A 12,701-nucleotide genomic window follows, 5' to 3' on the forward strand; every position below is an offset into this window, starting at 1 on the left:
AGACTGCAGGATGCCCGTGGAGGCGGGATCATGCTCGCGCTGGCACCCAAGCCCGTTGCCGACTCTCGCGCCGACAGATGGGCGTCAATCGACTGGCGACCCGCCGACCTGGGCTCAGACAGACGCGTCGAAGCTCTTCTTCAGGTAGTCCGCGGTGGAGCGATAGTCGAGTCCCTCGTAGAAGAACGCCGCACCACGACGGCTTGCGACCGTCAGCTGGCGCGCGCCCAGGACCCGGCACTCACGCTCGACAGCGCCCACGAGGGCGGTGCCCACCCGCTGGCCGCGGCTTGCCTCGTCGACGACCAGTTCCTGCAGGTGCGCCGCCACTCCATTGGTGTGGAACAGTCGCGCGAGCGTCGTGAACGCATAGCCGGTCACCGCGCCGTCGTCGGCCGTCGCCACGAGCAGCAGGTGATCGTCTGAGTTGCGGATGTTGCTGGCGTACGCGGCGTCGAATGCGGCACGCTCTGGCGCATCGCCCTTCTCCAGCTGCGCCAGCAGACCGAAAATCGCGTCCGCGTCGCCGAGAGTCGCCGCCCTGATACCGATGGGCTTAGCGACCGAAGTTGCCGCGGTAGTACTCATACATCCAGCCTACGAGGCTGATCAGGGTCACGGCAGCGCCGATCGCGGCGATCCAGACCCCGACAGCGATCCCGAGGAAGAGAAGGGCGGCTCCGCCGGCAAGCATGATGGGCCACCAGCTCCAGGGGCTGAAGAACCCCTGCTCCGCGTCGCCATCGTCGATGTTCGCGTTCAGGCGGTCCTCCGGCAGCTCTCCGCCCTGCGCGGAGTGCGTGCGTCCGAGGTAGAAGGCGATGAGCGCCGACAGGATCGCGGTCAAGGCGAGCGCGATCGTGCCAGCCCACTCGACCGCCGAGGCCCGCTGGATTGCCTCGGGTGTGTTGTTGAAGTCGATGAGCGACCAGACCGTGTAGACCACAGCGAGAATGGTGAAGAAGACCGTCAGAATCCAGAACAGTCGTGTGTTGGCGACCACCGGCTACTTCACCTTCTCGTCGGACATGTCGTACACGGGGGCATCCGGCGCATCCTTGAGCGGGCCGACGCCGATCGCGATGCCGGCCTCCGGGTGCGCCAGGTCGAACGCCGGCGACTCCGAGCGGATGCGCGGGATCGAGGTGAAGTTGTGCCGCGGCGGCGGGCAGGACGTTGCCCACTCAAGCGAGCGCCCGTAGCCCCACGGGTCGTTGACCGTGACCTTCGGCGCGCGCAGGGCGGTAATCCACACGTTGTACAGGAATGGCAGCATCGACACACCGAGGAGCATCGCGCCGACCGTGGACAGCTGGTTCATGGCGGTGAAGCCGTCCTCCGGCTGGTAGGTCGCATACCGGCGGGGCATACCCATGACTCCGAGCCAGTGCTGGATCAGGAAGGTCATGTGGAAGCCGACAAACAACAGCCAGAAGTGGATCTTGCCCAGGCGCTCATCGAGCATCTTGCCTGTGAACTTGGGCCACCAGAAGTAGAACCCGCTGAACATCGCGAAGACAACGGTGCCGAACACGACGTAGTGGAAGTGCGCCACGACGAAGTACGTGTCGGACACGTGGAAGTCGAGCGGCGGCGACGCGAGGATGACGCCGGTGAGCCCGCCGAAGGTGAACGTGATGAGGAACCCGATTGCCCAGATCATCGGGGTCTCGAACGTCACTGAACCGCGCCACATTGTGCCGATCCAGTTGAAGATCTTCACCCCGGTGGGCACCGCGATGAGCATCGTCATGAGCGCGAAGAACGGCAGCAGCACCGACCCCGTCACGTACATGTGGTGCGCCCACACCGTCATTGACAGCGCGGCGATAGCAATGGTCGCGTAGACAAGGGTCTTGTAGCCGAAGATCGGCTTGCGGCTGAACACCGGGAAGACTTCGGAGACGATGCCGAAGAACGGCAGCGCGATGATGTAGACCTCTGGGTGCCCGAAGAACCAGAACAGGTGTTGCCAGAGGATCGCTCCCCCCGCTTCGGGGTTGTAGAGCTGGGCTCCGAGCACCCGGTCGGCGCCGAGGGCGAACATCGCGGCCGCGAGCACCGGGAACGCCATGATGATCAGGATCGAGGTCACCAGGGTGTTCCAGGTGAAGATCGGCATCCGGAACATCGTCATGCCGGGAGCACGCATCGTGATGATCGTCGTGATGAAGTTCACTCCACCGAGAATGGTGCCGAAGCCGCTCATCGCGAGGCCGAAGACCCAGAGGTTGCCGCCCAGTCCCGGCGAGAAGGTCAAGGACGACAGCGGGGCGTAGGCGAACCAGCCGAAGGATGCGGCGCCTTGCGGGGTCAGGAACCCGGCGACCGCGATGAGCGAGCCGAAGCTGAACAGCCAGTAGGCGAAGGCGTTCAACCGGGGGAAGGCCACGTCGGGGGCACCGATCTGCAGCGGCATGAGCACGTTGGCGAAGCCGGCGAACAGCGGCGTTGCGAACATCAGCAGCATGATCGTGCCGTGCATCGTGAACAGCTGGTTGTACTGCTCCTTTGTCGCGACGACGTCGAGGCCCGGCGCGAACAGCTGCGCACGGATGACGAGCGCCATCACTCCACCGAGGCAGAAGTAAAGGAACGAGGTGATCAGGTAGAGGTACCCGATCTTCTTGTGGTCGGTCGAGGTGATCCAGTCGACAACAATGTTGCCCTTGGTGCCGACCCTCGACTCCTGCGGCCGGGGGCCCGGTGTCGTGGTGCCGACCTTCGGTGCAGTCGCTGTGCTCATTCTGAGTGACCTTCGCGTTCTGGGGCTTCCGTGCCTGGCTGGTTCTGGTTGGTGTCGTATTCCTCGCCGAGCGTGCCGGTCTGCCCGGCGGCGGCGAGGCTCGCGATGTGGGCGTCGTACTCGTCCTGCTCGACGACCTTCACCTGGAAGAGCATGAGCGAGTGGTACTCGCCACACAGCTCGGCGCACTTGCCGATGTAGGTGCCGGTCTTGAGCGGCGTGAAGTACATGTGGTTGGTCTTGCCCGGGATCATGTCTTTTTTGTAGAGGAAGTCCACCACGAAGAAGGAATGAATCACGTCGCGCGATTCGATGTTGATCTGCACGCTCTGGTCGACCGGCAGGTAGAGGACGGGGAGCTCGTCGTAGTCGATGGTTGCGGGGCCGTCGAGCTCAGTCGCCTGCACGCCTGGGGAGTAGACACCCTCGCCGCCAGGGCCCTCGTTGAGGTAGTTGAAATCCCACGCCCAGCGCTTGCCGTAGACCTCGATCGTGACGTCGGGGTCTTCGATCGGCGCCTCGATGGCCGCTTGGTCGCGGGCGGTGAAGGCAAAGAACCCGAGCACCAGCAGAAGCGGCACGACCGTATAGAAGATCTCGATCGGCATGTTGTAGCGCAGCTGCGCCGGAAGGCCGGTCTGCCCCTTGCGGCGGCGGTAGACAACAGCCGCCCAGATGATGAGGCCCCAGGTCACGATGCCGACGATCAACAACACGATCCAGGAGGTGACCCAGAGGCCCGTCACCCGGTCGGTGTGGTTGGTGATGCCCGGCTCCCCCGGGAGGTAGCCACGCAGCTGAGTTTGGGTACACCCGGCGAGAACGACGACAAGCATCGCGGCGATCGGGATGGTTGCCCATCGTAGACGGCGGTTTGAGTGCACCGGGGACCTTTCACATAACACGGACTCTGAGTGAACTCAGGTTCTGTTCAACTCCCTCAGCCTACTGCGATCGGCACCCGGCGAGAGACCGGTGAGGCGGCATTTCGGCATCAAAAAAGGGAACTGCCAGTCGGCAATTCCCTTTTCTGGACGTCTGCTCAGTGAAGATCGTTCGATCGCTGGGCGAGCGTGATTGCGCTGAGCGCGTGCTAGTGGAAGGAGTCCCCGCATGCGCAGCTTCCGCCGGCGTTCGGGTTGTCGATCGTGAAGCCCTGCTTCTGGATCGTGTCTTCGAAATCGATGCTCGCGCCCTCGAGGTAGGGCACGCTCATCTTGTCGACAACGACCTCGACACCGTCGAAGTCGACGGTCATGTCGCCGTCGAGCAGGCGCTCGTCGAAGTAGAGCTGGTAGATGAGTCCCGAGCATCCGCCCGGTTGCACGGCGACGCGGAGGCGGAGGTCGTCCCGCGCTTCCTGCTCGTAGAGGGCCCGTACCTTCGCCGCGGCGGTCGCCGTGAGGCCGACGCCGTGCGCCGGTGCGGCCGCGACCGCGGTGTCGGTGGTCGTGCTATCGGTCAGTGTCGTGTCGGTCATGACCACTCCTTTTGCCTAATTAAAGCTCTAACCAGTGTAAGCATCGATCACGCGTTTTTCTTCCCGCGCTCATCGAGACGCGCCAGCAGCACGGCCTCGGTGAGCACAGCACGGTGGAACACCCCGAGGTGGAGCGACTCGTTGGGGCTGTGCGCCCTGGTGCCGGGATCCTCGACCCCGGTCACGAGGATCTGCGCGTCGGGGAAGACGTCGACCAGGTCGGAGATGAACGGGATCGATCCGCCAATGCCGGTCTCGACGGCTGGCACGCCCCACGCATCCGCCATCGACTGCTTGGCCTCGGCGACGGCCCAGCCGCTCGTGTCGACGAGGAACGGGTCGCCGGTGTCGACGTCGGTGATCTCGAGGTGCGCACCGAACGGCGCGTGGGCGCGCAGGTGCGCCTCGATCGCCGTGTACGCCTCGCCGGCGCCCTGGCCCGGCGCGATCCGCACGCTGATCCGCACCGAGGTCGACGGCGACAGGGTGTTCGATGCGTTGTCAACCGTCGGGGCGTCGATCCCAGTGATCGTGATGGCCGGCTTCGACCAGATCCGGTCGAGGATCGCACCGGAGCCGATCGGGCTGACCCCCTCGAGCAGGCCCGTCTCAGCGCGCAGCTTCGTCTCGTCGTAGTCGGGCGTGTCGGTGTCGCGACCGGTCAGGCCCGCGACGGCGACGGATCCGTCGTCGTTGTACAGGCTCGCGAGCAGGAGCACGGTCGCCATCATCGAGTCGGGCACCGCTCCGCCGAACATGCCCGAGTGGGAGGCGTGCGCGAGGGTCGACACCGTGAGACGGAAGGTGACGTTGCCGCGCAAGCCGACCGTGAGGGCCGGGGTATCGATGTCCCAGTTGTCCGAGTCGGCCACGACGATGACGTCGGCCGCGAGCTCGGTCTGGTGCTGGCTGAGGAAGTTCTTGAACGACCGGGAGCCGAACTCCTCCTCGCCCTCGATGAACAGGGCAAGGCCGAGGTCGAAGTCAGGGCCGACGGTCTCGACGAGGGCGCGGATCGATGCGATGTGCGCCATCACGCCCGCCTTGTCGTCCGCGGCGCCGCGGCCGTAGAGTCTGTCGCCGCGAACCGTGGGCTCGAATGGCGGCGAATCCCAGTCGTCGTCGTCGCCGGGGGGCTGCACGTCGTGGTGGGCGTAGAGCAGAATCGTGGGCGCTCCGCCTCGCGCCGCACGGGTCGCGAGCACCGCCGGCTGGCCGAGCACGTCGGAGTCACTCTGCTTCGCCCGGGAGATCTGCACGCTCTCGAATACACCGAGGCCCTCGACGAGGTCCTTCACGGCATCCGCGCTGTCCTGCACCCGCTGCGGGTCGAAGGCGCCCCAGGATACGGACGGGATGCGCACAAGGGCGCCGAGCTCGGCGAGGGCGGAGGGCAGCCCGGCGTGGACGGCACTCGCGAGTGCATCGAGCAGTTCGGAACGTGTGGGCGCGACTGTAGTCATGCGAGTAATCTTAAGGCGAGACCAACGGCAAGGAATTTCACATGGCCCAGACACGCGGCGACCAGAACGCGCCCTCCGGCGACAACGACAAGGGTGTCGTGAGCGACGGCGGCCTCCAGGCCGGCAAGGGTCACGCGACCCCCACCAGGCGCGAGCGCGAGGCGGCGAACATGCGCCCGCTCGTGTCGAACGACCGCAAGGCTGCGAACAAGGAGGCTCGCGCCAAGATGGCGCAGTCCCGCGAGAAGGCGCGCATCGGCCTCGCGAACGGCGACGAGCGCTTCCTGCCGCAGCGAGACCGTGGGGCACAGCGCCGGTTCGTTCGCGACTACGTCGATGCCCGGTTCAGCGCGGGCGAGGCCCTCATCCCGCTCATGTTCATCGTGATCCTCACGACCTTCGTCCCCGCCCTCGGGACCTACTCATATCTCGCCCTCTGGGCGTTCTTCCTCATTGCCGTCATCGACAGCGTCATCCTCGGCTCGCTGGTGAAGAAGAAGCTGGCGGCGAAGTTCGGCGAGGCCAGTGTGCAGGGTGGAACTCGCTGGTACGCGGCGATGCGCGCGCTGCAGCTGCGCCCGATGCGCCTGCCGAAGCCGCAGGTCAAGCGCTGGGCGTGGCCGAGCTGAGCTCAGCTCGTGCCGTGGCGAGGCCGCGGTTGATCTGGCGCGCCCAGAGCGGTCCCCGGTAGAGGAACGCGGTATAGCCCTGCACGAGTGTCGCTCCCGCGGCCAAGCGCTCGGCCACGTCGTGTGCCGTGTCGACGCCCCCGACGGAGATCACGCACATCTCCGCGGGCACGGTCGCGCGGATCAGCCGGAGCACCTCGAGCGATCGATCTGAGAGCGGCGCCCCGGAGAGGCCCCCCGCGCCGGCGGCCTCGACGACATGCGCCGGCGTGCGGAGGTTCTCCCGGGACAGGGTCGTGTTCGTCGCGATGATCCCGTTCAGGCCGAGCTCGGTCACCAGACCCGCAATCTTTCGCACCTCGTCGTCGCTGAGGTCGGGTGAGATCTTGACGAGCACTGGCGTGTCGTCCGCCGCGGCCTTGACCGCGCTGAGGAGCGGAGCGAGCCGCTCGAGCTCCTGAAGGCCGCGCAGGCCCGGAGTGTTCGGCGAGCTCACGTTCACGGCGAGGTAGTCGGCGCTGGGCGCGAGCAGCCGCGTGCTCTCCAGGTAGTCGGGGATCGCGTTGTCCACCTCGACGGCACGCGACTTGCCGATGTTCACCCCGATGATGGGGCGGCGGGCCCTGGCGCGTTCACGGCGCAGGCGCGGGGCGGCGGCCGCCGCTCCCCCGTTGTTGAAGCCCATCCGGTTAATGACCGCGCGATCGGTGATCAGGCGGAACAGCCGCGGCCGCTCGTTGCCCGGTTGTGCGATCGCCGTGAGCGTGCCGACCTCGACGTGGCCGAATCCGAGCTGCCAGAGGCCCCGCACCCCCTCGGCATCCTTGTCGAAACCGGCGGCGACGCCGAACGGGGAGTCGAACTCCAGCCCGAGCGCGGTCGTCGCGAGCGATGGATGCGGCCGAGTGGCGCGGCGCAGCAGGGCACCGACCCCGATGCGCGGAAGGAGCCGGATGACGGTGAATGCCAGGTGGTGCGCCCGCTCGGGGTCGAGGCGGCGCAGAACGACGGAAAATAAGAGGGGATACATATTAGTCGGCGGAGAGCGCCTCGTCGTGCTCCACCCGCAGTCGCGCAATCGCGGTCTCGAAGTCCTCGAGGGAGTCGAACCCCTGATAGACGCTCGCGAACCGCAGATAGGCGACCTCATCGAGTTCCCGCAGCGGTGGGAGGATCGCGAGTCCGATGTCGTTGGCGTCGATCTGGGACGCACCGGTGGCCCGGATGGTCTCCTCGACCCGCTGCGCGAGGACCGCGAGGTCCGCGTCGGTGACCGGCCGGCCCTGGCAGGCCTTCCGGACGCCGGAAACAATCTTCTCGCGGCTGAACGGCTCGATCACTCCGCTGCGCTTGACCACGTTGAGGCTCGCGGTCTCGGTGGTCGAGAATCGGCGCCCGCATTCCGGGCACTGCCGGCGGCGGCGGATCGACAGTCCGTCGTCGCTGGTGCGCGAGTCGACGACTCGGGAATCAGGATGACGACAGAAGGGGCAATACATGGTGACACCAGCGTACGCCCGCGCCCGGCGGAACGGGGGACGTCAGTTGTGCGTGAATCGTGCCGTCACCGCGTCACCGTGCGCCGGGAGGTCCTCGGCACCGGACAGGGCGACAACCTGCTCCCGCACCCGCTGCAGGGCGGCGCGGTCGTAGCTGACGACCTGCTGTGGTCGCAGAAACGTGTAGGCGCCGAGCCCGGAGGAGAATCGGGCCTGTCCCCCAGTGGGCAGCACGTGATTCGATCCGGCGAGGTAGTCGCCGAGGCTCACGGGTGAGTGGTCGCCGAGGAAGATCGCACCGGCGTTGAGGATGCTGGAGAGCATCGCCTTCGGGTCGGCCGTCTGGATCTCGAGGTGCTCCGGCCCGTAGGCGTTGCTGAAGTCGGCGGCGGCGGCGAGGTCGTCGACAAGGACGACGGCGGACTGCACACCCGTGAGTGAGATCTGCACTCGTTCCCGGTGGTGGGTGAGCGGCACGAGCCGCCCGAGCTCGATCTGCACCCGGTCGGCGAGATCGGCCGAGTCGGTGACGAGCACTCCCGCGGCAAGTTCGTCGTGCTCGGCCTGGCTGATCAGGTCGCTCGCGACGAGCCGCGCGTCGGCGGTGCCGTCCGCGATCACGAGGATCTCGGTGGGGCCGGCCTCGGAGTCGATTCCCGCCTGTCCGCGGACCAGGCGCTTGGCGGCGGCGACGTAGACGTTGCCGGGTCCGGTGATCACCTGAACGGGGTCGAGCAGCCCGGGAACACCATATGCGAACGCGCCAATCGCACCCGCGCCGCCCATAGCGTAAATCTCGTCGATCCCGAGCAGCCCGGCCGCGCCCAGGATGGTCGGGTGGATCGCTCCGCCGAAGGCGCGCTGCGGCGGGGACGCGAGGGCGACAGAGCGAACCCCGGCGACCTGGGCTGGCACCACGTTCATGACCACACTGGAGGGGTACACGGCCTTGCCGCCGGGAACGTAGAGGCCGACGCGCGCGACGGGACTCCAGCGCTGCACGACCTCGGCACCGTCTCCGAGCATCGTGACGGAGGGTGCGGGCACCTGGGCGGCCGATCCGGCTCGTACCCGGTCGATGGCCTCCTCGAGCGCGTCGCGCACGGCGGGCTCGAGCTGCGCCACGGCGTCGGCGATCTCGCTGGCACGCACCCGCACATGGTCGGGCCGCACCCCGTCGAAGCGCTCCGCCTGGTCGAGGATCGCCTGCTCGCCGCGGGCGCGCACGTCGTCGATGAGCGCGGTCGCGGCATCCGTCGCCACCGAGATATCGGTGTGCGATCGGGGGACGATCGAGAGGAGTTCGGCAGGGCTGAGGCGGCGACCGCGGAGGTCTATGGTCTGGATCATGGCCCTGCCAACTTTAGTGGCCGTCCGCTGGATGCCGACCGCGTGCGGCCCCGCCCCGGATGCGGTCAGTTGAGGCAGTTCGGGCCGAGCAGCGACTTGAGCTCGCCGTAGAGGTCGGCGCTCACCGTCACCGGGAACGGGATCTCGAACAGGCGCGCGGTGTCGCCCTTGACGAGCTTGAGCCGAACCTCGGTATCGCCCGCGTGACGGATGAGGGCGTCGTTCAGGTTGGTCACGACGTCGGTCGTGGCCCGGTGCTCCGGCATGCTGATGACAAGTGGGCCCGATCCGAGGCTCTGGCCGAGATCGGGGCTGAACATGCTTACCGCGTGCAGGTTCATTCCGTCGTCGCGCATGCTCACCCGCCCGCGGATCACCACGACCTGGTCGTTGGAGAGTGCGGGCGAGAACTCCTGATAGGTCTTGCCGAGGAACATCACGGTGATCTCTCCCCCGAAGTCCTCGATCTGGACGAGCCCGTACTGGTTCCCCGAGTTGCGGGCGGTGCGGTGCTGCACGCTCGTCACGAGCCCGGCGATGTTCACGGTCTCGCCGTCGATCGACGCGTCGCTCGCGAGGAGGTCGGCGATGGTCGTGCTCGCGTGCTTCGCGAGCTGCAGCTCGAGCCCGGCGAGGGGATGGTCGGAGACGTAGAGCCCGAGCATCTCGCGTTCGAACGCGAGCTTGTCCCGCTTGGACCACTCGGGACGCTCCGGAACTGACACGCGCTGCTCCGGCTCGTCCCAGAGGCTGTCGAAATCGAAGCCCACCTGCCCGTGGGCTTCGTTGCGCTTGACGGTGACGGCCGAGTCGACGGCATCCTCGTGCACCTCGAGCAGCGCGCGGCGGGTAGACCCAAGGGAGTCGAAGGCCCCGGCCTTGATGAGCGATTCGACGGTGCGCTTGTTCGCGGCACCGATGGGCACCTTCGCGAGGAAGTCGTGAAACGACTCGAAGCGGCCCTTCTCGTCGCGGGCGGCCCGGATGAGGTCGACGACTGCGAACCCGACGTTGCGCACGGCGCCGAGGCCGAATCGGATGTCGTCGCCGACGGCGGCGAAGTAGCCGATTGACTCATTGACGTCGGGGGCGAGCACCTTGATGCCCATGCGGCGGCACTCATTGAGGTAGATCGCGAGCTTGTCCTTGGAGTCGCCGACGCTCGTGAGCAGCGCGGCCATGTACTCGGCCGGATAGTGCGCCTTGAGGTACGCCGTCCAGTACGACAGCACGCCATAGGCCGCCGAGTGCGCCTTGTTGAACGCGTAGTCGGAGAACGGAAGCAGGATGTCCCAGAGGGTCTTGACGGCCGCCATCGAGTACCCGTTGGACTTCATCCCGGCGGAGAAGCCCTCGAACTGTTTGTCGAGCTCTGACTTCTTCTTCTTGCCCATCGCCCGGCGCAGGAGATCGGCCTGGCCGAGCGAATACCCGGCCAGTACCTGCGCAATCGACATCACCTGCTCCTGGTACACGATCAGGCCGTAGGTGGTGCCGAGCACGTCCTTGAGCGCCTCGGAGAGCTCGGGGTGAATGTAGTCGACCACCTGCTGGCCGTTCTTGCGGTAGGCGTAGTTGGTGTGCGAGTTGGCCCCCATCGGGCCTGGCCGGTAGAGAGCGCCGACGGCGGAGATGTCCTCGAAGTTGTCGGGGCGCATGAGCCGCAGCAGCGAGCGCATCGGGCCGCCGTCAAACTGGAACACGCCGAGAGTGTCCCCGCGCGCGAGCAGCTTGTAGGTGAGCGGGTCGTCGAGCTCGAGGTCTTCGAGCACGGGGGTCTCCCCGCGGTTCGCCTTGATGTTGTCGAGCGCGTCGTCGATGATCGTGAGGTTGCGCAGCCCCAGGAAGTCCATCTTGATCAGACCAAGGGCCTCACACGCGGGATAGTCGAACTGGGTGACGATTTGGCCGTCCTGCTCCCGCTTCATGATCGGGATGATGTCGAGCAGCGGCTTCGACGACATGATCACGCCCGCGGCGTGCACCCCCCACTGCCGCTTGAGGTTCTCGAGCCCCAGCGCGGTGTCGAAGACGGTGCGGGCGTCAGGGTCGGCGTCGAGCACCGCACGCACATCCCCGGCCTCCTTCCAGCGCGGGTCGTCCTTATTGGTGATCCCCGCGAGGGAGATGTCTTTGCCCATGATCGTGGGGGGCATCGCCTTGGTGAGCTTCTCACCCATTCCGTAGGGGAACCCGAGCACGCGGGAGGAGTCTTTGAGCGCCTGCTTGGCCTTGATCGTGCCATAGGTGACGATCTGGGCGACGTGGTCGCTGCCGTACTTCTCGGTGACGTAGCGAATGACCTCGCCGCGTCGGCGCTCGTCGAAGTCGACGTCGAAGTCGGGCATCGAGACACGATCGGGGTTGAGGAACCGCTCGAACAGCAGGCCATGCTGCAGGGGGTCGAGGTCGGTGATGCCCATGGCGTAGGCGACCATGGAGCCGGCGCCCGAGCCTCGCCCGGGGCCGACGCGGATGCCGTTCCTGCGCGCCCAGCTGATGAAGTCGGCGACGACCAGGAAATAGCCGGGGAACCCCATCTGCGAGATGACGCCCACCTCGTAGGCCGCCCGTTCGCTCGATGCCTGCGGGATGTTGCCCCTGTAGCGGTGATTGAGACCGTCCTCGATCTCTTTGGCGAACCAGGACTGCTCCGTCTCACCCTCCGGCACGGGGAACACGGGCATGTAGTTGGCGTCTTCGTCGAACTTCACGTCACAGCGCTCGGCGATGAGCAGGGTGTTGTCGCAGGCCTCAGGGTGGTCGCGGAACAGGTGGCGCATCTGCTCTGCCGACTTGAGGTAGAACTCGTCGGCGTCGAACTTGAACCGGTTGGGGTCGTCGAGGGTCGTCCCCGACTGCACGCAGAGCAGGGCGGCGTGCGACGTCGCGTCGTGAGAATGCGTGTAGTGCAGGTCATTGGTAGCCACCAGCGGCAGATCGAGCTGCTTGGCGAGGCGGAGCAGATCGCCCATGACCCGGCGCTCGATGCCGAGGCCGTGGTCCATGATCTCGCAGTAGTAGTTCTCCTTGCCGAAGATGTCGCGGAAGTCGGATGCAGCCTTGACGGCCTCGTCGTACTGGCCGAGCCGGAGCCTCGTCTGCACTTCGCTGCTCGGGCATCCGGTGGTCGCGATGAGGCCTTTCGCGTAGGTGCTCAGCAGGTCGCGGTCCATGCGCGGCTTGAAGTAGTAGCCCTCGAGGCTCGCGAGGGACGACATCCGGAAGAGGTTGTGCATGCCCTCGGTGGTGGAGGAGAGCATCGTGAGGTGCGTGTACGCCCCCGACCCGGAGACGTCGTCCTGACCACCGTTGCCCCAGCGGATACGCGTCCGGTCGCCCCGAGCCGTGCCAGGCGTGAGGTAGGCCTCGGTGCCGATGATCGGCTTGATGCCCGCCTTCGTGGCGGTGCGCCAGAAGTCGTAGGCGCCGAACACGTTGCCGTGGTCGGTCATCGCGATCGCGGGCATCTTCTGGTCGACGGCCGCCTGGATCAAGGGTCCGACCCGCGCCGCGCCGTCGAGCATCGAGTAC

At 66.6% G+C, this 12,701-nt stretch carries 11 protein-coding genes; 1 reads left to right on the plus strand and 10 read right to left on the minus strand.

Annotated elements, in window-relative coordinates:
* Nucleotides 1-114: 114 nt before the first annotated feature.
* From BHD05_RS11535 to BHD05_RS11560, 6 genes are all read right to left on the minus strand, one after another.
* Entirely contained in the window at nt 115-588 is a 474-nt protein-coding gene (locus tag BHD05_RS11535) for a GNAT family N-acetyltransferase (protein WP_236966514.1), read from the minus strand.
* A complete protein-coding gene (locus tag BHD05_RS11540; protein WP_161886564.1) occupies nt 557-1,003 on the minus strand; it encodes a cytochrome c oxidase subunit 4 in 447 nt (148 codons plus the stop codon). Before BHD05_RS11540 ends, BHD05_RS11535 begins: the two co-directional genes overlap by 32 nt.
* 3 nt (nt 1,004-1,006) lie before the next feature.
* Nucleotides 1,007-2,746 (minus strand): aa3-type cytochrome oxidase subunit I, encoded by a 1,740-nt coding sequence (ctaD, locus tag BHD05_RS11545; RefSeq protein ID WP_161886565.1) that lies wholly within the window; start codon nt 2,744-2,746, stop codon nt 1,007-1,009.
* On the minus strand, nt 2,743-3,630 hold the full coding sequence (ctaC, locus tag BHD05_RS11550) for an aa3-type cytochrome oxidase subunit II (RefSeq protein WP_236966515.1): 888 nt from the start codon (nt 3,628-3,630) through the stop codon (nt 2,743-2,745). The genes ctaD and ctaC overlap by 4 nt, the downstream gene beginning before the upstream one ends.
* A 209-nt stretch (nt 3,631-3,839) precedes the next feature.
* Nucleotides 3,840-4,226, minus strand: coding sequence for a HesB/IscA family protein (locus BHD05_RS11555; protein WP_161886567.1), 387 nt, complete (start codon nt 4,224-4,226; stop codon nt 3,840-3,842).
* A 47-nt stretch (nt 4,227-4,273) separates the two neighbouring features.
* A complete protein-coding gene (locus tag BHD05_RS11560) occupies nt 4,274-5,689 on the minus strand; it encodes a dipeptidase (protein WP_161886568.1) in 1,416 nt (471 codons plus the stop codon).
* A 41-nt stretch (nt 5,690-5,730) separates the two neighbouring features.
* On the opposite strand from BHD05_RS11560, the gene BHD05_RS11565 reads away from it, so the two are divergent.
* Nucleotides 5,731-6,318, plus strand: a complete 588-nt coding sequence (locus BHD05_RS11565) for a DUF3043 domain-containing protein (protein WP_161886569.1) — start codon at nt 5,731-5,733, stop codon at nt 6,316-6,318.
* Here BHD05_RS11565 and BHD05_RS11570 read toward each other — a convergent pair.
* From BHD05_RS11570 to dnaE, 4 genes are all read right to left on the minus strand, one after another.
* Nucleotides 6,293-7,348 (minus strand): quinone-dependent dihydroorotate dehydrogenase, encoded by a 1,056-nt coding sequence (locus BHD05_RS11570; RefSeq protein ID WP_161886570.1) that lies wholly within the window; start codon nt 7,346-7,348, stop codon nt 6,293-6,295. The genes BHD05_RS11565 and BHD05_RS11570 overlap by 26 nt on opposite strands.
* A 1-nt stretch (nt 7,349) precedes the next feature.
* Nucleotides 7,350-7,817, minus strand: coding sequence for a transcriptional regulator NrdR (nrdR, locus tag BHD05_RS11575; protein ID WP_161886571.1), 468 nt, complete (start codon nt 7,815-7,817; stop codon nt 7,350-7,352).
* 42 nt (nt 7,818-7,859) lie between these two features.
* A complete protein-coding gene (hisD, locus tag BHD05_RS11580; RefSeq protein ID WP_161886572.1) occupies nt 7,860-9,167 on the minus strand; it encodes a histidinol dehydrogenase in 1,308 nt (435 codons plus the stop codon).
* A 65-nt stretch (nt 9,168-9,232) separates the two neighbouring features.
* Entirely contained in the window at nt 9,233-12,694 is a 3,462-nt protein-coding gene (dnaE, locus tag BHD05_RS11585; protein ID WP_161887503.1) for a DNA polymerase III subunit alpha, read from the minus strand.
* Between the last annotated feature and the right edge of the window lie 7 nt (nt 12,695-12,701).

Origin of the sequence: Marisediminicola antarctica, from assembly GCF_009930795.1 — a bacterium.
GTDB lineage: Bacteria > Actinomycetota > Actinomycetes > Actinomycetales > Microbacteriaceae > Marisediminicola > Marisediminicola antarctica.